Annotated in this window: 10 protein-coding genes and 2 pseudogenes; 6 read left to right on the forward strand and 6 right to left on the reverse strand. The window is 62.3% G+C overall.

Features of this window, described 5'->3' with window-relative positions; translation table 11 throughout:
- Positions 1-10: 10 nt before the first annotated feature.
- The 6 genes and pseudogenes from ACFJIU_RS05225 to ACFJIU_RS05250 form a co-directional block, all read right to left on the reverse strand.
- A complete protein-coding gene (locus ACFJIU_RS05225) occupies positions 11-1063 on the reverse strand; it encodes a sulfate/molybdate ABC transporter ATP-binding protein (protein ID WP_379068312.1) in 1053 nt (350 codons plus the stop codon).
- Positions 1064-1076: 13 nt separating this feature from the next.
- The gene (cysW, locus tag ACFJIU_RS05230; protein WP_379068315.1) at positions 1077-1961 is read right to left on the reverse strand and encodes a sulfate ABC transporter permease subunit CysW; all 885 of its coding nucleotides are present in this window, start codon (positions 1959-1961) and stop codon (positions 1077-1079) included.
- Positions 1954-2805 carry a sulfate ABC transporter permease subunit CysT gene (cysT, locus tag ACFJIU_RS05235; protein ID WP_326896004.1) on the reverse strand — a complete coding sequence of 284 codons (852 nt, stop codon included), beginning with the start codon at positions 2803-2805 and terminating at the stop codon, positions 1954-1956. The genes cysW and cysT overlap by 8 nt, the downstream gene beginning before the upstream one ends.
- Positions 2806-2964: 159 nt before the next feature.
- Positions 2965-3993, reverse strand: a complete 1029-nt coding sequence (locus ACFJIU_RS05240; protein WP_379068318.1) for a sulfate ABC transporter substrate-binding protein — start codon at positions 3991-3993, stop codon at positions 2965-2967.
- A gap of 174 nt (positions 3994-4167) precedes the next feature.
- A pseudogene (gene pbpC, locus ACFJIU_RS05245) lies at positions 4168-6226 on the reverse strand (penicillin-binding protein 1C).
- 75 nt (positions 6227-6301) lie between these two features.
- A complete protein-coding gene (locus ACFJIU_RS05250; protein ID WP_379068321.1) occupies positions 6302-11776 on the reverse strand; it encodes an alpha-2-macroglobulin family protein in 5475 nt (1824 codons plus the stop codon).
- A 321-nt stretch (positions 11777-12097) separates the two neighbouring features.
- On the opposite strand from ACFJIU_RS05250, the gene ACFJIU_RS05255 reads away from it, so the two are divergent.
- The 6 genes and pseudogenes from ACFJIU_RS05255 to ACFJIU_RS05280 form a co-directional block, all read left to right on the forward strand.
- On the forward strand, positions 12098-14026 hold the full coding sequence (locus tag ACFJIU_RS05255; RefSeq protein WP_379068324.1) for an autotransporter assembly complex family protein: 1929 nt from the start codon (positions 12098-12100) through the stop codon (positions 14024-14026).
- A gap of 4 nt (positions 14027-14030) precedes the next feature.
- Positions 14031-18215 carry a translocation/assembly module TamB domain-containing protein gene (locus ACFJIU_RS05260; RefSeq protein WP_379068327.1) on the forward strand — a complete coding sequence of 1395 codons (4185 nt, stop codon included), beginning with the start codon at positions 14031-14033 and terminating at the stop codon, positions 18213-18215.
- Between the two features lie 290 nt (positions 18216-18505).
- A complete protein-coding gene (locus ACFJIU_RS05265) occupies positions 18506-20161 on the forward strand; it encodes an ABC transporter substrate-binding protein (RefSeq protein ID WP_379068330.1) in 1656 nt (551 codons plus the stop codon).
- A gap of 152 nt (positions 20162-20313) precedes the next feature.
- Positions 20314-21348: an ABC transporter permease gene (locus ACFJIU_RS05270; RefSeq protein WP_379068333.1), complete on the forward strand. Its 1035-nt coding sequence runs from the start codon at positions 20314-20316 to the stop codon at positions 21346-21348.
- Positions 21349-21360: 12 nt separating this feature from the next.
- Positions 21361-22518 carry an ABC transporter permease gene (locus ACFJIU_RS05275; protein ID WP_379068336.1) on the forward strand — a complete coding sequence of 386 codons (1158 nt, stop codon included), beginning with the start codon at positions 21361-21363 and terminating at the stop codon, positions 22516-22518.
- Between the two features lie 14 nt (positions 22519-22532).
- Positions 22533-24677: pseudogene (locus ACFJIU_RS05280) on the forward strand (dipeptide ABC transporter ATP-binding protein); the annotation flags it as partial.
- Between the last annotated feature and the right edge of the window lie 441 nt (positions 24678-25118).

Here is a 25118-nt window from a genome sequence, read left to right on the forward strand (position 1 = left end):
CTGTGCGGTCCTAGTTTCCTGCTGCTTTTGCGGGAAACAGCTTCCAACGGCTCGGCCGGAAAGCGATGCGGCTCTTCTGGGTCGCGATATGATCGACAGGCAGTTCGATCTCGACGCGCTGGCGCTCGCCGCCGATCTCCAGTTCAACACGGCGGGTACCGGCGACGCGGCGGCTGGCGACCACCGTGCCGGCGATGCAGCCGCTGCAGCCGTCGAGCAGTTCGATATCGTGCGGGCGGAAGTAGAGCAGGGCATCGCCGGGCGGATGGTTCGGTGCCGAAAGTCCGATCGGCCGATCGGCGATCCAGACCTGACCGTCGGTGATCCTGACCGGCAGCGAGCTCGATTCGCCGATGAAACCGAAGACGAAGGGGGAGTTCGGCGTGTCATAGACCTCGTCGGCGGTTCCGATCTGCTCGATCTGGCCCTGGCTCATCACTACGACGCGGTCGGCGAGTTCGAGTGCTTCTTCCTGGTCATGCGTGACAAAGACGGTGGTATGGCCGGTGGTATCGTGGATCTCGCGCAGCCAGCGGCGCAATTCACGACGCACCTGCGCATCGAGTGCGCCGAAAGGTTCGTCGAGCAGAAGCACTTTCGGCTCGATCGCCATGGCGCGGGCAAGCGCGACGCGCTGGCGTTGGCCGCCGGAGAGCTGCGCGGGATAACGCTTCTCCAGCCCGGAAAGCTGGACAAGATTGAGCAGTTCCGAGGCACGGCCGCGGATTTCTTCCTTCGACGGGCGGGTGGCGCCAGGGCGTACCTTGAGGCCGAAGCCGATATTATCGGCCACCGTCATATGCCGGAACAGCGCGTAATGCTGGAAGACGAAGCCGACATTGCGCTCCTGGATGGTCTTGCCCGACGCATCCTCGTCGCCGAAGAAGATCTTTCCGGCTGTCGGCCGCTCCAGTCCGGCGATCAGTCTGAGCAAGGTGGTCTTGCCCGAGCCGGAAGGTCCGAGCAGCGCGATCAGCTCGCCGGAGCGGATGTCGAGCGAGACGTCCCGAAGTGCCGGAAACCGGTCGAATTCCTTGCGTACATTGGCAACGCGAACTTCCATTCAAATGTCCCTGTCAATGTCCGCGTGTCGCGGCGAGTTCGGCGCCGTAGCGCATCTCGAGAACGGTTTTCAAGATCAGAGTGACCAGCGCGAGGCCGGCCAGAAGCGAGGCCACGGCAAAAGCGCCGACGGCATTGTATTCATTGTAGAGGATCTCGACATGCAGCGGCATGGTGTTGGTCATGCCGCGGATATGGCCCGAAACCACCGACACGGCACCGAACTCGCCCATGGCGCGGGCGTTGCACAGCAGCACGCCGTAGAGCAGGCCCCATTTGATGTTGGGCAGGGTGACATACCAGAACACCTGCCAGCCGTTGGCGCCGAGCGACAGTGCGGCCTCCTCGTCCCCGGTTCCCTGTTCCTGCATCAGCGGGATCAGTTCGCGCGCGACGAAAGGAAAGGTGACGAAGACAGTGGCGAGCACAATGCCCGGCACGGCGAAGAGGATTTCGATGCCGTGCGATTTCAGCCATGGGCCGAGCATTGCCTGGGCGCCGAACAGCAGCACATAGACCAGGCCGGAAATGACCGGCGAGACCGAGAAGGGCAGGTCGATCAGGGTGGTGAGAAAGGCCTTGCCCTTGAATTCGAATTTGGCGATCGCCCAGGCGGCAGCAATGCCGAAGACGACATTGAGCGGCACGGCGATCAGCGCCACCGTCAGGGTGAGGCGAATGGCCGACAGCGTGTCGCGGTCGTTCAGCGAGGTGAGGTAGGCGCCGACGCCTTTGGCGAAGGCTTCCTTGAAGACGATGACCAGCGGCAGCAGCAGGAAGATGCCGAGGAAGGCGAAAGCGATCGCCATCAGCGTCGCGCGCGCCGAGCGACTTTCGGTGATGGCTGCCGAGACATTGTCGTGTACCGGCTCGTAGGACTTGATCTCCGGATCAGCCATAGCGCTTGCGACTCCATGCCTGCAGGAGATTGATGACGAGCAGCATGGCGAAAGATATGGCCAGCATCACCGCGGCAATGGCGGTGGCGGCCGCATAGTTGAACTCCTCCAGCCGGATGACGATGAGCAGCGGGGCGATTTCCGTCACCTTGGGCAGGTTGCCGGCAATGAAGATGACCGAACCATATTCACCGACACCGCGTGCGAAAGCCAGAGCGAAGCCGGTGATGATGGCTGGCGCCAATCCCGGAAAAAGCACGCGGGTGATTGTCTGGAAGCGGCTGGCGCCGAGTGTGGCGGCGGCTTCCTCGACCTCCTTGTCGATCTCCTCGATAATCGGTTCGACGGTGCGCACCACGAAAGGCAGGCTGACGAAGACCAGCGCGACAATGATGCCGAGCGGCGTATAGGCGACCTTGATGCCAAGTGGCATCAGCAGGCTGCCCAGCCAGCCGTTCGGGGCATAGAGCGTGGTCAGCGCGATGCCGGCAACCGCGGTCGGCAGGGCGAAGGGAAGGTCGACCATGGCGTCGACCACGCGCCGACCGGGAAACTTGTAGCGCACCAGAACCCAGGCGACGATCGTGCCGAACACGACATTGACAAGGGCTGCAATGAGTGCGGTGCCGAAGCTGATCTCCAGGGCTTTCAAGGTACGATCGGCGGTGACGATGCGCCAGAAATCGACCCATCCGAGGGAGGCGGAACGCCAGACCAGCCCAGCCAGCGGGATGAGAATGATGAGGGTGAGGTAGACAAGCGAGAAGCCGAGCGTCAGTCCGAAACCCGGAATGACGCTCGGCTGCTTGAACCGCCACCCCGCCTGCGCGGGTGCTGTGGTCATGTTGTTGTTAACCCGTCCCTTCTCGTTCCCTGGAGCGAATGCATTGGCATCCGCCCTGTCTCCTTGTTTGTTGCATGATCTCCGTCCGAAAAGTCCGCAACTTTTCGAGATCACACCAGCCGGTTGCGCCCCGACAATTTCGGGGCGTCACCGCAGCCCTCACTGCGCCGGCTTGTAGACCTGGTCGAATATACCACCGTCGGCGAAATGATAAGGCTGTGCCTTCTTCCAGCCGCCGAATTGCGGATCATCGATCGTCACCAGCTTGATCTCGGGCAGCTTGGCAAGGTCCTCTGCCGGGACGAGTTCGGGCTTTGCGGGACGGTAATGGTTCTTGGCGATGATCGTCTGGCCCTCTTTCGAATAGAGGTACTTCAGATAGGCTTCCGCTACCTTGCGCGTTCCCTTTGTGTCGACATTGCCATCGACGACGGCGACTGGCGGCTCGGCGAGGATGGATGTGGGTGGGTAGACGACATCGAATTTGTCGGCGCCGAATTCGTCAAGCGCGAGATAGGCCTCGTTTTCCCAGGCAAGCAACACATCGCCAAGATCCTTTTGCGCGAAGGTCACAGTCGAACCACGGGCACCGGTATCGAGCACCGGAACGTGTGAATAAAGATTGGAGATGAATTCCTTGGTCTTGGCCTCATCGCCGCCGTTCTGCGCGTTTGCATAGGCCCAGGCAGCGAGATAGTTCCAGCGCGCGCCACCGGAGGTCTTCGGGTTCGGCGTGATGACCTGGACGCCGTCCTTCACCAGGTCGTTCCAGTCCTTGATGCCCTTGGGGTTGCCCTTGCGGACAAGGAAAATAATGGTCGAGGTATAAGGGGCGGAATTGTGCTCGAATTTGGTGCGCCAGTCGGGATTGATCTTCTTTGATTTCTCGACAATGGCATTGATGTCGCTTTCAAGTGCCAGCGTGACCACGTCGGCTTCAAGGCCATCGATGACAGCACGTGCCTGCTTGCCGGAACCACCATGCGACTGCTGTACGGTCACGGTCTCGCCGCTCTCTTTTTTCCAGTAGGCGGCAAAGGCCTCGTCGAACTGCTTGTAGAGTTCGCGCGTCGGGTCATACGACACGTTGAGGATCGTCGTATCAGCGAATGCGAAACCGAGCGCACCGAACTGGACAGAGCCGGCGATAAGGATGCCGAGCAGTTTCTTGAAGTGAGGTTTGGTCATTTCCGCCTCCGTTGAACTGTATTCTACTCTATCGAAATTGTAGAATTTGGGTGCGGCGAAAGTTGCCTTTTTCGGGCTTGCGAAGAAAAGTTCCAGCGATTTGGCGGTCAGGCAAGAAAATTCTACCTCACCGAGGAGGGAGGTCGATCATAAATGGAGTCAAGCTCGGCAGGCCTATTCGACGAAGACCTTGACGCTGGTGGCGCGACCGGCGGCGTCGATGACTGTCAGCGTCGAATAGCCCGTCCCATCCGGCAGCCAGGTTGCGGTGCGGCGACGGTCGATGCCGGCCAGCGGCTTGCCGTTGGCGAGCCAGCGGAACGGCGCCCGGCCGCCCTGCAGTTTCAGCACCAGCGGTGTCGCCTCGGCCCCTGATAAGCCAAGGTCGACACGGGCACCGTCTGGCGGGAAAACGATCCGCGGAGCGGGCTCGGTGACGGCAACGCCAGACTGGGGTTCATTGCCTGTCCCGAAGCGGGCGAGCGTGACCGGCAAGTCCTCGCGTCTCGGCCGAAGCACGCCGGCTGGCTGGCTGGGCAAAGCGACAGCGGCAAGGCCCGAGCGGACAAAACCCTCGAACAGGATGGGGGCTGCCGACACGTAGCCCGAGAGGCCGGGCACCGCGCTGGCGTCGGCGCGGCCGACCCAGACGCCAAGGACGTAGCGGCCGTCGAAGCCGATCGCCCAAGCATCACGGTAGCCGTAGGATGTGCCGGTCTTGTAGGCGATGCCGCGTTGCGGCGCGCCTTCCGGGGGGCGTACGCCGGCGAGGATATCGGTGATCTGCCAGTTGGCCTGCTCGTCCAGAATGGTGGTGGCGGTGCCGGTCACGGGCACGGCCTCGGTGCCGTCGCGCAGCGGATGCACCTTTCCACCGTTGGCCAGGCCCGTATAGAGCTGAACCAGGTCGCGCAGGCTGGTGCCGACGCCGCCCAGACCGATGGCGAGGCCTGGCGGCTGGTTGGTCGGCAGCAGCGGGGATACGCCGGCCTGACGGAAACGGGCGGTCAGGCGAGCCGGCCCGACCGCATCCAAGACGCGGATGGCGGGCACATTCAAGGAAAGCTGCAATGCCTGGCGTATCGAGACGTCACCTTGATATCCCATGTCGAAATTCTTCGGCCGGTAGCCGGAAAAGTCTGCCGGGCTGTCCTCTATCATCGTTTCCTGCGCGACCATGCCCTGTTCGAAGGCCAGCCCGTAGATGAAGGGTTTCAGCGTCGAACCCGGTGAGCGTACGGTACGGGTCATGTCGATCCAGCCCGCCCGGCTGGAATCGAAGAAAGATGCCGAGCCGACGCTGCCCAGAATGTCGCCCGTACGGGAATCGGCCAGCACCATGGCGACCGAGAGTTTTGGTCCGAGCCGGGTTGCCGCTTCGCGTGCAACGGTCTCGAGCCCTTCCTGGACGCCTTTGCGCAAAGTGAGTTTGAGCGGAGCGCCGGCTTCCGCCTTGCGCAACAGCGTATTGGCGGTGTGCGCGGCAAAGGCAGGCAATTGACGCCGCAGGTTGGCGACGACGTCGAGAGCGGCGCGGTGCGCTTCGCGTTCGCCAATCAGTCCGGCGGTGACCATGCGGTTGAGCACGCGGTCGCGCGCTGCCTGCGCAATGGCTGGGCTCTTGTCCGGACGGCGGCGCTCCGGCAATTGCGGCAGTGCAACCAGGAGGGCGGCTTCCGAAACCGTGAGACGGCGCGGTTCCTTGCCGAAATAGGCGAGCGAAGCGGCGCGGACGCCTTCGAGGTTGCCACCATAGGGCGCAAGCGTCAGGTACTGTTCCAGGATCTGGCGCTTCGTCAGTCGTCGCTCGATCTGCAGTGCGCGCAGCATCTGTTTCAGCTTCGAGCCGACCGAGCGGCTCTCGCGCGGCTCGATCAGGCGGGCCAACTGCATGGACAGCGTCGAGCCGCCGGAGACGATGCGGCGGTTGCCGGCGAGTTGTGTCGCTGCCCGCCCCAATGCCAGCAGGTCGATGCCTTCATGGTCCCAGAAGCGTTTGTCCTCGTAGGCGACCAGCATGTCGACGAAGTTCCTGTCGACCTGGTCGAGGCTCACCGGCAGACGCCAATAGCCATCCCTGGTGGCGAAGGCACGCAGCAATGCGCCGTCACGGTCGAGGACTTCGGCCGATACGGCCAGCGGGTCGGGCAGAGGCGGCGGAAAGGCACGGGTCGAGCATCCACAACCCACCGACGGCAATTGCCGCAAAACCGGCCGCCGCGCCGGCGAACATCGCAACGCGCCGCAGCCCCTTGCGAGCCGGAGAAGGCGTGAGAGTGTCACTCATGACCACCTTGTGGCGCCGGCCTTACGGCGCCTTCACCTCCATCATGCCGGTGGCGGTCCGCGCCGAATATTGCGGCCGGTACATGTCCTCGACGCTGGCCGCCGGATGCGCATAGACGCCGGGCGTCACCGCCCGCACCACATAGGCCAGGGTCTTGGTACGGTCGCCATCCTCCGCCGCTGGATCGAAAGCAGCGACGAAACGGTCATTGCGGAATTCGAGATGCGCGGCGTTGGTCTGCGCCAGCCAGGAGAAGTTGGAAAGCTGGGCCGAAGAAACGAGACCCGGATTGTCGATCTCGAAGCCCGCGGGCAGCAGGTCGGTGATCAGCACGCGTTGTGGCCAGTCGTTCAGCTCCGTCACCTTCAGGACGACGACATAGCGCTCGTTCTGCCTGGCTTCGCTCACATTCGCCTCACTGCCGTCGAGTGTGTAATAGGTGCGCTCGATGGTAAAGCCTTCGCCGCCAGCCGGCAGCGGCTGGGCCGGTGCGGCAACGGTGGTGACCACCGCCTGCAGGCCGTTCTTGCCGGCATTGGCGACGGTCAACGGGCTGTCGATCAAGGTCTCGCCGGTCATCTCGGTCGAATAGGCACCGCTGTGCGGCTGACCGTTGATGGTGAGCTTGATGGTGTCGTTGCCATTCTTCAGCGCACGCGCTGCCAGCAGCATCCGGGCATTGTCCTGGGTGCTCGTCCATCGCTGCGCTGCGCGTTGCCTCTCCACCTGCCTGATCAGTTCCGGCAGCACCGAGGGTGTCGGTTTGGATTCGGCGGCAAGCGCCAGCATTGCAGAGGCATCACGGACCGCCGAGCCATAATCGGAACGGTACCAGTCATAGTTCTTGGTGCTCCTGGCAAGCGTCAGTGCGGCCTGGAACGTCGATTCCGATCGCTGCGCATCGCCATAGAGCGCCAGGGCAGCAGCGAGCTGCGCCACCGCCATCGGACTGGAGAAAGCCTCCAGCTTGGTGTCGGCATAATAACGCAGGTCTCCGACCGAAGCCTTCTTGTTGCGGGCCAGGACATAGAGCGCATAAGCGATCTGCGAGCCACGGTCTTCGACGCTCTGATCGTAGCCGAGCGAATTCTGCAGGTTGCTCAATGCCTGCGAGATCGCCTGGGCCGGCACTTCGTATTTGGCCTCACGCGCTCTCGTCAGGAAGTCAGTGACGTAGGAATCCAGCCACAGGTCGCCCGAGCCCGGTCCCCACAGGCCGAAGCTGCCGCCGGAAGCCTGATAGCTCAGCACCCGGTAGATCGCCTCCTGCACCCGATCGTGCAGGCCGGGATCGTCCGGGATGCCGTAGCCCTTCGACATTTCGCTCATGTAAAGCAGCGGCAGCGCGCGGCTGGTGGTCTGTTCGGCGCAACCATAGGGATAGCGATCGAGCGACAGGATCAACGACGGCACGTCAAGCGCGGCCGACTGCGATACGCCGACGCTGACGGACGAGCCCTGCAGCGTGCTTTCCGCCAGGAGTTGCTGATCCACACGCAGCGATGCGCCATTCTTCAAGTCGACGACGAGGCGGACCGGAACCGGAAGCTGAGCCGGACGCACGGGCAGGAACAATGTCTGTTCCGCCGAAGGTCCACCATCCCTGGCCAATTTCACCGTGATGGTGGCATCGCTCGGTGAAACGCCGATCAAGGGCACACTCAACGTCTGTCGCTTGCCTTCAGCCAGGGTGAGCTTGGCCGGCACGGCCTCACTGCCGATGGTGATGTCGCCAGTGGTCTCGATGGCGAGCGCGTAGTCACCTGCCGGAGCATCGGTGTTGGCGAAATCAAGCCGCATGGTCGCGGCATCGCCAGGTGCCAGGAAGCGTGGCAGGCCGGCGGTGATGACGATGGGATCGCGCACGATCACGTCGCTCACGGCATGGCCGACGGCTTCCCTGGTCCAGGCCACGGCCATGACACGCGCGGTGCCATTGAACTGCGGCAGGTCGAAATTGACCGTTGCCTTGCCCTCGGCGTCCAGTTTGACGATGCCTGAGAAGAAGGCGACCAGCTTTTCGGTTGGCGGGCTGCCCTGACTCTGCAAGGCGTTGCCGTCGCCACCGGTGCGAAGCTTGCCGGTGGTGCCGAGCGAGCCGTCGATGAGGCGGCCGTAGAGGTCGCGCAGTTCCAGCCCCATCATGCGCTGGCCGAAGAACCAGTCTTCAGGGTCCGGCGCCTTGTAGTTGGTCAGGTTCAGGATGCCGACGTCGACGGCGGCCACCATGACGTAGGCATCGCTGCCAGGTGCCACCCCGGTCACCGAGACGGGCACCGAAAGCGTCTGCCGCGGTTCCATCTTGGCGGGCGGCGCAAGCACGACGCCGAGTTTCCTCGCGCCCGGATCGATCTTGAGCCATTTCACGCCGATGGCGCGGGCCGGCATGCGGCTCTGCTCGGCGTCGCCTGGCCTGTAAAGGGTGGCCGTGACATAGGCGCCAGCGCCCCAATCCTCGGCGACGGGGATGTCCACCGTGCCGCCGTCCTTGGGAATGCTGACATTGAAGGTCTTCAGCAGGCGGTCGGCGCCGATCGTCACCAGCAATTCGCCTGCATAATGCGGCGAGACTTTCAGCTTGGCGGTGTCACCAACGGCATAATCGTCCTTGTCGAGAGCGATCTCCAGTCCATCCGGTGTCTCGGTCGAGGTGGCACTGACGTACCAGCCGCCGTCGAACTCGTAGGAGGAGGCCGGACCGTCCGGATCGGCCGTTTCAACTTCCAGCCGGTAGCGTCCCCAATCGACGGGCAGCGATACCGTCGCTTCGCCGTCGGCAGCGATATCGACCTTGCCATTGGCAACAGCCTTGGTGAGGTTCACCGCTTCATAGGCCCAGGAGCCGCCATTGCGGTACCATTGATAGTTGCGCTCGACCCTGACCAGCGACCATTGCGCGCCGGAAAGCGCCTTGCGGTTTCCGTCACGATCGACTGCGATCAGGCTGAACCTGGCGGTACCTCCCTGCGGCACTTCGTCGTTTTCGAAATCGGGTCGGATACCGATCAGATCGCCTTGCGGGCGTACGGCCAGATTGAGGGAACGCTCGACGGCGCGGCCGCCGGTCTCGCGCATGCGCACGGTCACCTTGGCGTTCACCAGTTTGGTGGTGGCCGGCAACTGGTCGATCGTGACCGGGAAGGTTGCCTTGCCATCGTCGCCCACCACCGGCAGATCGGCCAAAGGTGTCACCGTCGGCTGCGCCGCCTGTTCATCGGCGAGACCGAAGGCAAAGCCCTTGAAACGGTCCCAGTCGCGGGTCACCGACAGCGTTGTCTCGCCTTCGAGCGCCAGGCCGGCAGCCGGTGCGCCATAAAGGAAGCGGCCATCGACGGTGACGTTGGCTGTCTCGGCCTGGGCGATCTCGGTCTTGTCAGCGCTGAGGTCGAACTCGATGCGGTCGGGCACGAAGTCCTCGACCAGGAACATCTGCGTCGCCACCGCCGCCTGCTTGGGGTCGGTATGGATCGATACCGTCCAGGTGCCACGCATGGCATTGGATTCCAGCGCCAGATCGACGGCATGGCCGCCGGCAGAGGCACCATCGCTGACGATACGGCGCGCCTCGACACCGTCCGGGCGCGTGAAGATGAAGGTCAACGGCAGGTTCTCGACCGCCTTGGAGGCATCGTCACGGGCAAGCGCCTGCACATGCACGTCTTCGCCGACCCGGTAGATGCCGCGTTCGGTCCAGGCATAGACGTCGAGCGCGCCCGGCGCGGCGCGGCCGGCGACACCACGATCCGAAAGATCAAAGCCGGCCTTGGCCATGTCGAGGAAGACGAAGTCCTGGTCACCCTGCTTGGCCATCAGCACTGCCGGTACCATGCCGCCTTCGCCGCGTGTAAGGCCTGGATTGAAGACGGCGCGGCCCTCTGCGTCCGTGGTCGCTGTTCCGAGGATCTCGTTGTTGCGGGCAAGCAGGGTCAACTCCGCGCCTTGGATCGGCTTGGCGCTTCCCAGTGAACGGGCGAAGACGTTGAGGCCGTCCTGGCCGGTATAGGTCGAAAGGCCGATGTCGGAGACGACGAACCATTGCGTGGCACGCGAATTGTACTCGTCGCTCTTGTCGTCCACCGGCTGTGCAGTGAGGATGTAGACGCCGAGCTTGCGCTGCGGCAGCGCTTCGTCGACCGGGAAGGAGGTGGTCACCTCCTTGTTGAGATCGCCGGCGATCTCCATGCGGCCTTCCCAGATTGGCTGCCCCATCTGCTCCTTGATGTTGGAGAGGTCATAGCCGTCGAGCTGGCGCAGGAACTGGTAGCCGGAGAGAAGCTGTGCCAACGACCGGTCGCCGATGCGGAAGAGCTTCATGTCGGCGGCATTCATGTTGACGGTGACGACCGGAATGCCGCGGCGCACGCCGGACGGCAGCACGAAACTGTCGCCCGTGAAGCGGGCGGACGGTGCCCGATCCTGCACATAGATCGACAGCGTGACGGGGGCGGCGGTTACTTCGCCGATCGCTGCGGGAATGCCGGCGCGGAAGACGACATCGTAGTGCTGGCCGTGCTCGAGACCTTCGACGCAGATCTGCTTGTCCTTGGCCTCGACCGCCTTGGGTGCTGCGCCGCCGATGGTGACGAACTGCGCATAGTCGACGCCGGTCTTGACCAGCTCCTCGGAGAACTGCGCGCAGATGCGCGGGCTGGAAGTGTCGGCATCGACCGTGTGTTCGACGACCCGGAAACCCTTGCGCGCCTTGAGGTCCTCATATTCGGCGCGGACCGCCGCCGAATTCTCGAGCGCCAGGCTTGCCTCGTAAGCCTGCAATGCCGGGCGATATTGTTCTCGGCGGTCGAGGCCGGCAGCGAGCAGCGCCAGGGTCTCGGCGCGAGCGGCGGCGGTGCGGGACAGCTTGTAGCCTAGATAGGCTGCGGAGGTGGCGTTGGATTGCAGTGTCGACTGGTTGTCGCTGGAAGCCGCAAGCGTGCCCAGAATCTCGCGAGCCAGCTTTGGCCAGAGCGCTGCGTCGTCCGGCATGACGGAAGCTGCGGCCTCGTATTTCTGCATCGCGGTGCGATGGTCGCCCGACAATGCCGCCTGTTCGGCTTCCTGTTCAAGGGTCGTCAGGCCGTCGCTGGGCTTGGTGTAGCCGGGCCCGGTCAGGTAATTGCGGTATTGCTGCGCCTGATCGGCCATCCAGGCCGGGAAATAGGTGAGTTCGGCCGGTGCGCCGATATCGGGGGCCGTGTCGATGGTGACGACCTTGCCGCCGACCGCGCCTGCAAACGGCTTCAGCGTGTTGAAGTCGGACTTGAGGAAGCACCACTTCGCCTTGGTGTTGTAGGTGAAGGCGCGACAAGCCGAATCGCCGAGGCAGGTCGTCTTGCACTGATCGAGGGTGACATTCTGCTCCGAACGCAGATCGAAACCGAAATAATCGGTGTTGTCCGTCGTCACGATACGCTTGGTTTCGGCGGCCTGTGCGGCGCCGAGCGAAGCTAGCAGGAAAAAGAACAGAACCGGCAGGAAACGAGCCGCGCGCGATGCCATCACACCCTCCTGGCACTTGATCGTCCCGGGCATGTTCCGTCTTCCACCTGGCTTGTCAACGTGCCAAATGCCGGTGAAACGACAGGACGACGCACAAAAGGATGCGCGTAAGTTATCTGTATCCTCTCGCTAATTTAGCCAAAGCAGAGATCACGTGATTTTGCGAAGGCACAAAAGGTGTGTATTCAAAATTCGTTGCAATTCGGACATTTGCAATGCAGCCGCAATGTTGGTTTACGAGGGCTTCACATGTTCATTCCAAGTTTACCTGTAGGGAGCATTGGGAGGTAGGGTCCGCGTATTGAGGGACAAGGCGAGTTGATGCCTGTACAGGAGAGGCGCTGTTGGAGAGCAAGCACGTGCTGGCGTGCGCTTTCGCGCGCCCTGTTTTTGTCCGTCCTTGGTTTCTCTGCCGTCGTGGCTGAAAGCCACCGGGCAACAGCCTTCGAATTGTTCGGGATCAAGCTCTGGGGCTCCGACGAGAAGGCCGACGAGGCAATCACCGATCCGTTGAACTATACGGTCACAATCGAAGTGCCGGACGCAGACGACGACCTGAAGGAAAAACTGGAGAATGTCTCCAGCCTGAAGAATGACGAGGAGCGTCCGGTTTCGGGTTCGCTCGGCCTGATGACCAAGGCGCGCGGCGACCGCGAGCAACTGGTAGCCGCACTCTACGAAGATGCCCGCTACGAAGGCGTCGTCGATATCGCCATTGCCGGCAAATCGCTTGACGATCTGCCGCCAGACGCCGAGTTCAAGGGACAACAACCCGTTCCGGTGACCATCACCATAAGACCTGGCCAGAAATTCACGCTCGGCGACATCCGTTTGAAGGGCGACGCCGCGGGGATGGCAAGCGCGGATTTTGGCCTGATCTCCGGTGGCGACGCAGGCTCCGGCGCGGTGCTCAAGGCCGAAGCGCGGCTCGTCAAGGCACTGAAGGACGAGGGCAGGCCGCTGGCCAAGGTCACCGATCGCGAGGTCGTGGCCGACCATGACAACGGACGGCTGGACGTGACGCTGACTGTCGAGGCCGGTCCGGTCGCGGGCATTGGTCAGACCACCGTCGAAGGCACCGAGGCGGTGGACCGCGAGTTCACCGAGTACATGACAGGTTTGAAGCGCGGCGAGCGCTATTCGCCGAAACAGATCGAGGATGCCCGTGATCGCCTGCTCGGGCTGGAAGTCTTCAACAGCGTCTCGCTGAAGGAAGGCGAAAAACTCGATGTGGATGGGAACATTCCGATCGGTGTCGAGGTCAGCGAACGCAAGCCACGCTATTTCGGTGTCGGCGGGACCTTCTCCAACACGGAAGGGCTTGGCCTGGAAGGCTATTGGGGGCATCGCAACCTGTTCGGCCGCGCCGAGAAGCTGCGCATTGAAGGCAAGATCAGTGGCATCGGCGCCAATGCCTTGGGCGAGCTCAACTACAATGCCGGCATCATGTTCGAGAAGCCAGGCGTGGTCGGGCCGGCATCGAAGTTCTTCGCCAACCTGAAGACGGTCTACGAACATCCCGACGCCTATGACCGTTTCTCGACCAAGGGCGGCGTGGGACTGTCCTATGAGCTCGACAAACGGCAGACTGTCTCGGCTGAGGTTTCGCTCGATTATTCGAAGATAACCGACAGTTTCGGCAAGCATGACTATCTGATTGCCAGCGTGCCGCTGCAGTATGTCTTTGACAATCGCGACAACAAACTGAACCCGAAGAGCGGGTTCAGGCTGCTCGCCTATGCCGAGCCAAGTTATGACCTCCTGAACGGCGCCACGTTCGTGAAACTGCGCGGCGAGGGCAGCGCCTACCAGGCAATCGACACCGGAGGGCGGTTCGTGCTTGCTGGTCGCGTCGCCCTTGGCTCGATCGTCGGCGCGGGCCTGCAGGACGTTCCCGCCGATCGGCGCTTCTATTCGGGCGGCGGCGGTTCGGTGCGCGGCTATGCCTACCAGGGCATCGGCCCGAAGGATATCAATGGCAAGCCGACTGGCGGCCTGTCCTATTTCGAGACCTCGGCTGAAATGCGCATAGGCATCACCGACACCATCGGCATCGTGCCCTTCGTCGATGCCGGCACGGTTTCAACCAGTCAGTTTCCCGACTTCTCCAATGTGAAGGTGGGTGCCGGCGTCGGCCTGCGTTACATCACGCCGTTCGGGCCGCTGCGCATCGATGGTGCCGTGCCGCTCAACCGCGAGCCCGGCGATCCGCGTTTCGGCATCTATGCCGGCATCGGCCAGGCGTTCTGACGGCATGGCGAAGTTGTTGAAACGGGCATTGCGGATCTTCTTCTACCTGGCGGCAGTTGTCGTTGCGGCTGCGCTGGGGGCGTTGATCGTCTTCACCACGACGGAGCGCGGGCGCGACAATCTGGCCGGCCTGATCTCCTCGATGGCTTCGACGCCGGGAAGCAAGGTCACCGTTGCCGGCATAGACGGCATCTGGTCGGGCGCGCTGAGGATCGATCATGTCGTGCTGGAAGACAGCAAGGGTCCGTGGCTGGTGCTGCGCCAGGTCGCGGTGGACTGGTCGCCATTTCCGTTGCTGACCAAGACATTCAGCGCCGATCGCGTCGCGGTCGGGCGCATCGAGGCGGCGCGGCTGCCGGTGTCTGAAGGCGAGCCGAAGCGCGACACCGAAGCTGGTTTCAACCTGCCGGTGTCGCTAGACATCAAGGCGATCGACCTGCCCAACATCGCGCTCGGCGAAGCCCTGGCCGGCGCAGGCATCGCGGAACTGGCGGCCAAAGGGTCGGTGAAGGCCGACGCTTCGCCGCTTGCCGTGGCAGCCAGGCTCAACGTGGCGCGAAATGACGGCAAGCAGGGTACCGTCGACGCGACCGTCGATTTCGCGCCGGCCGACAACAAGCTCGACCTGGATGTGAAGGCTTCGGAGCCTGCGGGCGGAATCCTCGCCAATCTCTTGCAACTGCCTGGAGATCCATCGGTCGATATCACGCTGGCTGGAAAAGGTTCGTTGGCCGACTGGAATGGCACGGGTAATTTCAGCGTCGACGGCCAGGTGGTCACGCAACTGACCGGTCGAAACCAGCAGACCGAAAAGGGCAACCGCATAGAGGCGAAAGGCGACGGCGATTTCGCACGTTTCCTGCCGGACCGCTTCAAACCGCTGCTCGCCGGCAAAACGGATTTTGCCTTCACCGGTACCGCGACCAAGACGGGCGGCGTGGAAATCGAGCAGGCGCAGATCAACAGCGACGCCTTACGTGCCACGGCTGCTGGCCACGTTGAGCCCAAAGGCTCCACGGATTTTTCGATGCAGTTCAATTCGGTCGGTCCGACATTGCCGCTGGCGCTCGGCAGCAAGGAGAGTCCGATCGATATCGAGATGAAGTCTGCGGCGCTGCGCGCTTTCGGCGAAGGCAGCACACCGACGCTCGACATCGGCGCCTCACTGGCGAAAGTGACGACGACCGTCACCAAGTTCGAGAACATCGACCTGATGATCCATTCGAACAATTTCGACATTGCCAACCGGGTCGGGCCGATGACGGGTTCACTGACCGTCGACAAGATCGGGTTGGACAACCCTACCATTGCGCCGCTTATCGCCGGCAAGATCAGGGCCGATGTTGCTGGCAGCCTGGCCAAGGAAACCATCAATGTCGACAAGGGGTCGATCCGCTCGGATACGCTCGTAGGCGATTTCAACGGCAAGATGGCCCTGGTCGACGGATCGATCGAGTTGAACGTCAAGGCTGATGCTGCTTCTTCGGCATTGCCTGCCGCCGCACGCCCGGTGCTTGGCGAACGCGCCGTGCTCTCGGCGGCGATCCGACGCGATTCCAAGGGCACTGTGACGGCTGATTCCATTGCGCTGGATTCGGGCGCCGTGTCTGCCAGCGGCAGCGCCAGCCTGCACGAGGGCCAGATCGTGGCCGAACTCAAGGGTGCACTCGCCGATCTGTCGCTGCTTTCGAAAGAGGCCAAGGGCTCGGTCGGCCTTTCGGTCACTGCGAAAGGTGTCATGGTCGCTCCCGATGTTTCGGTGTCGCTGAGCGGCGACAAGCTGGAGGTTGCGGGGCGCGCGATCAACGGATTGAATCTCTCGGCCACCGGCCGGGCCGATGTCGCCAACCCTGCCGCGGACGTCACACTGTCCGCCACGGTTGCCGGGCAACCGCTTCAGGGCAAGGCGGTGCTAAAGACCGACAACGGCCAGCGGCGCATCGATGGGCTAAAACTGGCGCTCGGCAACAATGGCGTGGCCGGCGATCTCGTCCTCGACGAGGCCTTCCTTCCGGAAGGTACAGTGACGATCGATCTGCCGGATATCGGGCCGCTGGCGGCGCTGGCTTTGGAAAAAGCGGAAGGCGATGTGCGCGGCACGGTGCGCTTCGCCAAGCGCGACGGCGTGCCTGAAGTGGCTTTGCAGGCCAAGGCCGGCATCAAGCGCGGTGATCTGATCGCCAAAAATGTCGCCATCGACGCGCTGGTGGCCAATTATGCTGCCGCGCCTGCGGTTTCCGGCACGGTGCGGGCCGACGCGGTTACCTCCGGCACGACGACAATTACCGGTATCGCAGTCGATCTGAAACGCGATGGCGAATGGACCGGCTTTTCCGGTGGCGCCACGGTCAAGGACATTCCCGCCAAGGCGGTCGGCCGTGTGAAATCGACAGGCGGCGTGACCACGCTCGAACTTGCTTCCGGCCAGGCCGTGATCCGTGGTCTCAAGGCCGTGATACCCGAACTTTCGACCATCACGGTGGCCAATGGCACGACGACAATCCAGAAACTGGTGGTCGGCGTCGATAGCGGCCGCGCGACGATCACGGGTACGGCGGGGAAGGCTCTCGACATCGATGTAAACCTCGCCAACCTGCCGGTGGCTGCGGCCAATACATTCTCGCCGGGACTTGGCGCTGCCGGCACCGTCTCCGGCACCGCCAAGGTGACCGGCGCTGCGTCCGCGCCCTCGGTCACCTACAACATCAAGGCCAGCGGGCTTGGGGTGGCGGCAACCCGCGATGCCGGCATCGGCGCCATCAACATCGCGTCCGGCGGTACCTTCGTGGCCAACAAGCTCACTTTCAATGCCGATATCGGCGGTGGTGCCGGACTGGCGCTTAAGGGCGGTGGCTCCGTGACCACCGCCGGCACGCCAAACCTTTCGGTCGACATCGCCGGCAACGTGCCGTTTGAGCTCTTGTCGCGCAAGCTGGCGGAGCAGGGGCTTTCGCTGACCGGTGGGGCCAACGTTTCGGTGCAGGTGCGCGGCCCCGCGACCAAGCCGGTGATCGCCGGCTCCGTGCGCTCTTCTGGAGCGCGGCTCCTCGACGCGAAGTCGGGGCTTGGGGTCAAGGACATCACGCTTGATATCGGCATGGCCAATGGCATTGCCACCATCAACCGGCTGACCGGTACATTGTCGACCCGTGGTACGCTGTCGGCCGGCGGCACGGTCGCCATCGATGCCGCCAGAGGGTTCCCGGCGGATCTGTCGATCAAGCTGGTCGACGGCCGTTACACCGATGGCCGCATCGTAACCGCCAACCTTGGCGGCGATCTCACCATCAAGGGGCCATTGGCAACAGCGCCCGCAATTGCGGGTACGATCAACCTCGGCAAGGTCGTCGTCACCGTGCCGGAACGCTTGCCGACCTCGCTGTCGACCCTGAACATCAAGCGCAAGGATGCGCCTGCGGCTGTGAAGGCACAGGACAAGGCGCTGCGTCCTTCCGGTGCCAGCAGCAGCGGTGGCAGCGGAAGCGGCGGGCTGACGCTCGACGTCACCGTCAACGCCCCCAACCAGATCTTCGTGATGGGACGTGGTCTCGATGCCGAGCTCGGCGGCAATCTGCGGCTGACCGGTCCGGCTTCCGCGCCGCAGGCTGTCGGCAAGTTCACGCTGCAGCGTGGACGGCTTTCCATCCTCGGCAAACGGCTGACCTTCACCGAAGGCACGCTGACCTTCTCGGGTTCGCTGGTGCCGTATCTCAACATGGTGGCGGAATCGACGGCTGGCGACGCGACGGTGAACATCACCGTTTCCGGCGAGGCGACCAATCCTAAGTTCACGTTCTCTTCGGTGCCTGCATTGCCCGAGGATGAGGTTCTGGCCCGTCTGATATTCGGCCGGTCGATGTCCAACCTGTCGCCGCTGCAGATTGCCCAGCTCGCAGAGGCGGCGGCGCAGCTCAGTGGCGTCGGCGGCTCGACGTCGCTGCTGGAAAAGCTGCGCGGCAAGCTCGGCGTCGACGATCTCGACGTCACCACCGACGAACAGGGCGGGACGGCGGTGTCGGCCGGCAAATATCTCAACGATCGCACCTATCTGAACATCCAGAAGGGCGAGAAGCCTGGCTCAGGCAAGGCGCGCATCGACTTCAATGTCGGCAAGGGGGTCAAGCTGCGTGGCGAGGCCTCCGACGATGGCGAGGCCAAGGGCGGCATTTTCTACGAGAAAGAATACTAGGCCGCAGCTTCGGGTGTGGCAGTCCAGGTGGACCGACATTGTGCGGCAACTGGCGCTGCCACAGCAGCGCTGATTGTATCATGACAGAAATGCACGCGGTTTACGCAGAACCGGTGACCGTCTGTTTTTTGCCCTCGATAGCAAATTTCCGCCAAGATTGTCGCTATCGCGCCAACTGCTCCCATTTCAAAGTTGCACTCTTGCTGCGAGTTCTCACGCTGGCCGTTCTTTGACAACGGCGGTCAGGTGCGGAATGTTAAAAGGCGAAAAGCCAATAATGGGAGCTAGTCATGACAACATATGAAAGCAATGGCGATCGCGTTCCGGATCATATCCTGGCGATGGCCGAACAGGTCAAGTCAGGTGGCATTGATCGTCGCGAGTTCCTGGCGATGGCCAGCATTTTCGGCGCGTCGACGGCGATGGCCTATGGCCTGCTGGGTATCGCTGCACCAACACCCGCCCAGGCTCAGGAAACGCCGAAGAAGGGCGGTGTCCTGAAGGTGGCGATGAACGTCAAGGACCCCAAGGATCCGCGTACCGCCGACTGGTCGGAAATCTCCAATGCCGAGCGCCAGGCGCTTGAGCCGCTGGTGAAGTACACCAAACAATACACCTTCGAGCCCTATCTCCTGGAGAAGTGGGAAATCAACGACGACGCTACCGAATACACGCTGCATGTGCGTCCTGGCGTCGAGTGGAACAATGGCGACAAGTTCACCGCCGATGACGTGATCTACAATCTGACTCGCTGGGCCGACAAGGCCGCGGAAGGCAACTCGATGCCGGGTCGCCTCGGTAGCCTTGTCGATGAAAAGACCAAGAAGCTGCGTGAGGGTTCGGTCGAAAAGGTCGACGATATGACGGTCAAGCTGAAGCTGACCAGCCCGGATATCGCCATCATCGCCAACATGACCGACTACCCTGCGCTCATCGTGCACAAGACGTTCGACGAGAAGGGCGCCAATTTCAAAAACTGCCCGATCGGCACCGGCCCATTCGAGCTGGTCTCCTACGATGTTGGCCAGAAAGTGGTGTACAAGCGCCGCGAAACCGGCAAGTGGTGGGGTGGCGAGGCGCTGCTCGATGGCGTCGAGTTCATCGACTACGGTACCGACCCAGCAGCTACCGTTGCGGCGTTCGAGTCGGGTGAAGTGCACACCAACCACGAAACGACCGCGGACTACATCAAGATCATCGCTGATGTCGGCGCGCCGGCTTCGGAAGTGGTGACTGCCGCGACCGTGTGCTCCCGCTTCAACGTCAAGGCGAAGCCTTATGACAACCAGAAGGTGCGTCAGGCGATGTGCCTTGCGGTCGACAACGCGACCGTGCTGCAGCTTGGCTACGGCAATGCCGGCACGCCCGGCGAGAACCACCATGTTGCGCCGATCCATCCGGAATATGTGGAGCTGCCCAAGGTCAAGCGCGACATCGCCAAGGCCAAGCAGATGCTGCAGGAAGCCGGCGCGCTCGACTTCGAGCACGAGTTGATCAGCAACGACGAGGACTATCACAAGAACACCACCGACGCGATCGCAGCACAGCTGCGCGAGGCGGGCATCAAGGTGAAACGTACGGTCCTGCCGAGCTCGACCTTCTGGAATGACTGGACGAAGTATCCGTTCTCGGAAACCAACTGGAACATGCGTCCACTGGGTATCCAGGTCATAGCGATCGCCTATCGCAGCGGCGAAGCCTGGAACGAAACGGCTTACGCCAATCCGGATTTCGACAAGAAGGTGAACGAGGCACTGTCGATCGCCGATGCCGAGAAGCGCAAGGTGGTGATGAAGGATATCGAGCAGACGCTGCAGGATTCCGGAATCATTATCCAGCCTTACTGGCGCAAGCTCTACATCAACATCAAACCCGAGGTTAAGAACCACTCGATGCACCCGACCTACGAGCACGACTTCGGCAAGGTCTGGCTCGAGCAGGCTTGATCGATCGTTCGGCGGGCATGGGGGACGGCGTCTCCCATGCCCGTGGCATCGCCGGCGCGACGCCCCTTGTCGTGGCGGCCCTAAATCCAAAAAAAGATTTTTGACACAGGGTTGATCGCTTTAGACCCCAACCCGGCCGGCAGGGGGACGCAATGCTCTCATTCATAGCCAGACGTATCGGCACCATTCTTCTGACCATGCTGTGCCTGACGCTGGTCGTTTTCTTTCTGGTGAACCTCGAACCCAACCTGAAGAAACTGGCGATCAGCCAGACCGAGATGCACACGCCGCCAGAACAGCTGGAAAGCTGGCTGGTCAATCATGGCTACCGGCAGAATTTCTTCGTCCGTTACGGCCATTGGCTGGGCGTCCTGAAGATGGAGCCAATCGTCGATCCGGCGACCGGCAAGGCTTCACAGCGGTTCTCCTTCTGCAACGATCCGATCGAGCCTGCCTATTCCGGGGTGCTGCAAGGCAATTTCGGCTGTTCGACAAAATTCAAGACCACGGTTGCCGCCAAGCTGTTTCCGGCGTTGCGCGCAACAGGCATCCTGATGTTCTGGGTGCTGGTGGTGATGGTGCCGGTGTCGCTGTTGATAGGCATCCTTGCGGGCATGCGGGAGGGGTCGCGCACAGATCGAATATTGTCGGTCGCGTCCATCGCGACGACAGCCACGCCTGAATATGTCTCGGGCGTTATTTTCACCGTCATCTTCGCGTCCTGGCTCGGCTGGTTGAACGGCTCCGCGGCGTCGGCGGCGCAAGGCATCACCTTCTACAATTTCACGCTGCCGGTGATCACGCTTGCGATCTACGGCATCGGATACATCGCGCGCATGACGCGGGCCTCGATGGTCGAGGTGATGACGCAACAGTACATCCGCACGGCGCGGCTGAAAGGCCTGTCCTTCTCCAATGTGGTCGTCAAGCACGCGCTGCGCAACGCGCTGATCGCGCCTTTCACCGTCATCATGCTGCAGTTTCCATGGCTTTTGACCGGTGTCGTCATCGTCGAGACGATGTTCCGCTACCAGGGCTTCGGCTACACGCTGGTGGAAGCCGCCGGCAACAATGACATCGACCTTCTGCTTGGCTGCTCGCTGGTCTCGGTGTTCATCGTGCTGATCACGCAGCTGATCTCCGATGTCGGCTATGCGTACCTCAATCCGCGCATCCGCGTGCAGTAGGGAGGGCGAGCGATGCAGATCGAATTTATCGGTGCCTTCAACATCATTGTCGGCGTTCTGGTGCGGTTCTGGCCGGTGTGGCTGGCACTGGCCATCGTGCTGGGTTTGAGTTTCACCTACAAGAAACGACTTGGCCTCTACGGCCAGCTCTTCGACAGCAGCGTCGGCATAGCCGGTGTCGTCATCTGCCTGTTCTGGCTGTTCACGGCGATCTTCGCGTCAACCGTGGCGCCTTTCGACCCGCTCAGTCAGATACCGGTGATGAAAGATGCACTGCCCGGAGCCATCGAGCCGGCCTCCAAGGGCGTGTACCTGTTCGGTGGCGACAAGCTGGCGCGCGATATCTTCTCGCGCATGGTCTATGGCAGCCAGATCGTCTTGATCATCGCGCCGGCGGCCACCGGCTTTGCCTTGATGGTCGGCATCACGCTCGGCCTGCCTGCCGGTTATTATGGCGGCAAGATCGACACGGTGCTGTCGTTCCTGGCCAATCTGGTGCTGGCGTTCCCGGTGATCCTGCTGTTCTACCTGCTGGTCACGCCGGGCATCATGGACACGCCGATCCCCTATGCGATGGCCGGCCTGTTCTTCCTATTCCCGATCATCTTCTTCTGCGTGCTGTTCTGGACCCGCTACAAGAACAGGCCAGACCGGCTTTACTGGCTCATGGGGCTCACTCTGGTGCTGGGCGGCTGGATCTATATCGGCCTGGTGTTCGACGCCGACCCGCTGCGGATCGTCCACATCGAGCCGAACCAGTTGAACATCTTCGTGGCGGTGGTGTTCGCGTCCTCGCCCGGTGTGTTCCGCATCGTGCGCGGCCTGACCATGGACATCAAGACACGCGACTACGTGGCGGCGGCGCAGACACGCGGCGAGACCCCCTGGTACATCATGCTGTGGGAAATCCTGCCCAACGCGCGCGGGCCACTGATCGTCGATGCCTGCCTGCGTATCGGCTACACCACCATCCTGCTGGGCACGCTGGGTTATTTCGGTCTCGGTCTCGCGCCGGAAAGCCCGGACTGGGGAACGGCGATCAAGGATGCCAGCCGTTTGCTGCGCTCCTTCATCCACCCGGCGCTGCCGCCGACGATCGCACTGATGTCGTTCGTGCTGGGACTGAACCTGCTCGCCGACTCGCTGCGTGAACAATCAATGAAAGACTAGTGGAGGGCGACGCCATGAACGAAGCCGTAAAAGCCACGAACACCGCCAATGCCCAGCCGATCATCGAGATCGAGAACCTGTCGATCTCGTTCTTCACCCGCAAGGGCGAGATACCGGCGGTGATGGATTTTTCCTGCACGGTGATGCCGGGCGAAGCGATGGGCATCGTCGGTGAGAGCGGTTGCGGCAAGTCGACCGTGTCGCTCGGCATCATGCGGGACTTGTCCAACGTCGGCAGGATCGTCGGCGGACGCATCAAGTTCCAGGGCAAGGATATGGGCGAGATGACCGAGGAGGAGCTTCGCTCCATCCGCGGCAACAAGATCGCCATGATCTATCAGGAGCCGATGGCCTCGCTGAACCCGGCCATGAAGATCGGCCAGCAGCTGATGGAAGTGCCGCTCATCCACGACAAGGTGTCGAAGGACGAGGCCTACAAGCGTTCGCTGGAAATGGTGCGTGCGGTCAAGCTGCCCGACCCGGAACGCATGATGCGCTCCTATCCGCACCAGCTTTCCGGCGGCCAGCAGCAGCGCATCGTCATCGCCATGGCGTTGTTGTCCAAGCCGGCACTGCTTTTGCTCGACGAGCCGACCACCGCGCTCGACGTGACGGTGGAGGCAGGCATCGTCGAACTGGTGAAGGGACTCGGGCAGCAGTTCGGCACCTCGATGATCTTCGTTTCGCACAATCTGGGGCTGATCCTGGAAACCTGCGACAAGATCACGGTGATGTATTCGGGTGAAGCGGTCGAAACAGGCAAGATCGAGGACGTGTTCGACCGCATGCGGCACCCCTATACGCAAGGGTTGTTCCGTTCGATCCCGCTGCCCGGTGCTGACAAGAATGAACGGCCGCTCATCGCCATTCCCGGCCAGTTGCCGCTGCCGCACGAACGCCCGAAGGGCTGCAATTTCGGACCGCGCTGCCACCACTTCGTCGAAGGCGTGTGCAATGCTGCCGAAATCCCGATGATCGATGTCGAGGGCCACGAAGGGCATTTCTCACGCTGCGTGCGCTTCAACGAGATCGACTGGGCGGCATTGCCACCAGGCGCGAAGAAATCCGCGGAGCCGGTCAAGCCGGGCGCGCCGGTCCTCAAGATAGACGACCTCAAGAAGTATTATCACGTCGGTGCCGGCGGTGTGTTCGGTGGTGGCGAGGGCCGTACGGTCAAGGCCAACGAGACGATCAGCTTCGAGGCACGCGAAAGCGAAACCGTGGCCATCGTCGGCGAAAGCGGCTGCGGAAAGTCGACACTGGCCAAGGTCCTGCTCGGCCTGGAGACGGCAAGCTCCGGCAAGGTGACGCTCGGCAACAGCGAGATTCAGTCCACCGGCATCGAGAAGCGTAACGTCGACACGGTGTCGGCCATCCAGATGGTGTTCCAGAATCCGTTCGACACGCTGAACCCCAGCCACACGGTCGGTTCGCAGATCATCCGCACGCTGGAGAAGTTCAAGGTCGGCAAGACAGTCGCCGATCGCAAGCAGCGTATGCTCGAACTGCTCGATCTCGTGAAGCTGCCGAGGGCGTTCGCCGAGCGCAAGCCGCGACAGCTTTCCGGCGGACAGAAACAGCGCATCGGCGTGGCGCGTGCCTTTGCCGGTTCAGCCAGGGTTGTGGTGGCGGATGAGCCCGTCTCCGCGCTCGACGTTTCGGTTCAGGCTGCCGTCACCGAACTTTTGATGGACATCCAGCGCAAGAACAAGACGACGATGCTGTTCATCAGCCACGACCTGTCTGTCGTGCGCTACATCGCCGACCGTGTCGTCGTCATGTATCTCGGCCACATCGTCGAGCAGGGCACGACCGACCAGATATTCTCGCCGCCCTATCATCCCTACACCGAGGCGCTGCTGTCGGCGATTCCCATCGCCGACACTTCGGTGGTGAAAAAACATATCGTGCTGGAGGGCGATATCCCCTCTGCCATGAACCCGCCAACCGGGTGTCCTTTCCAGACGCGCTGCCGCTACAAACACCTGGTGGCCAATGGTCGCTGCGAGAAGGAAGTGCCGCCGTTGAAGGATCTTGGCGATGGGCACAGGAGCCTCTGCTGGCTGTCCGATGAAGTCCTGGCAACCATGGAGCCGGTGATCCGTTTCGACAAGGAACATGCGGCGCTCGAAGGCGTCCCGGACGATGCCGTGGGGGGTGTCGACGCTGCCGCGGCGGCCAGGGGCAACAAGCCAGTCCGCAAGGCTGCCGTTGCTCGTAAGTCCACCACGACGGTGAAGAAGGCGGAGGCCGCCAACGTTCCGGCAGAACCGACTGCCGAGAAAAAGCCGGCAAGCAGGAAAGCCGCCACCAAGGCGACTGAAACGCCGAAGAAGGCAAGCCCGGCAAAGAGTGCCAAAGCAAAGGCTGGGTCAGCCAAGCCGGCAAAAGCCGCAAGCAAGTCGGTTGTATCAGCGCCCGTCGAAACTCCGGCTGAACCGATCGATCCTGCCGATGTCGGCCGACCGGCCGGCATGGCGCGACCTGCCGAGCCCGACGATCTCAAGCTGATCGTCGGCATCGGGCCGCAGATCGAGATCGTTCTGAATGATTTTGGCGTCTATCGCTTTGCGCAGATCGCCGGCTGGTCTGAAGCCGAG

The organism is Mesorhizobium sp. UC74_2 (genome assembly GCF_042701485.1).
Lineage (GTDB): Bacteria > Pseudomonadota > Alphaproteobacteria > Rhizobiales > Rhizobiaceae > Mesorhizobium.

Bases quoted from the DNA above. Each gene is read 5' to 3' on its own strand.
- ACFJIU_RS05225 (WP_379068312.1), bottom strand. From the start codon at position 1,063: ATGGAAGTTCGCGTTGCCAATGTACGCAAGGAATTCGACCGGTTTCCG.
- cysW (WP_379068315.1), bottom strand. From the start codon at position 1,961: ATGGCTGATCCGGAGATCAAGTCCTACGAGCCGGTACACGACAATGTC.
- cysT (WP_326896004.1), bottom strand. From the start codon at position 2,805: ATGACCACAGCACCCGCGCAGGCGGGGTGGCGGTTCAAGCAGCCGAGC.
- ACFJIU_RS05240 (WP_379068318.1), bottom strand. From the start codon at position 3,993: ATGACCAAACCTCACTTCAAGAAACTGCTCGGCATCCTTATCGCCGGC.
- ACFJIU_RS05250 (WP_379068321.1), bottom strand. From the start codon at position 11,776: ATGGCATCGCGCGCGGCTCGTTTCCTGCCGGTTCTGTTCTTTTTCCTG.
- ACFJIU_RS05255 (WP_379068324.1), top strand. From the start codon at position 12,098: ATGCCTGTACAGGAGAGGCGCTGTTGGAGAGCAAGCACGTGCTGGCGT.
- ACFJIU_RS05260 (WP_379068327.1), top strand. From the start codon at position 14,031: ATGGCGAAGTTGTTGAAACGGGCATTGCGGATCTTCTTCTACCTGGCG.
- ACFJIU_RS05265 (WP_379068330.1), top strand. From the start codon at position 18,506: ATGACAACATATGAAAGCAATGGCGATCGCGTTCCGGATCATATCCTG.
- ACFJIU_RS05270 (WP_379068333.1), top strand. From the start codon at position 20,314: ATGCTCTCATTCATAGCCAGACGTATCGGCACCATTCTTCTGACCATG.
- ACFJIU_RS05275 (WP_379068336.1), top strand. From the start codon at position 21,361: ATGCAGATCGAATTTATCGGTGCCTTCAACATCATTGTCGGCGTTCTG.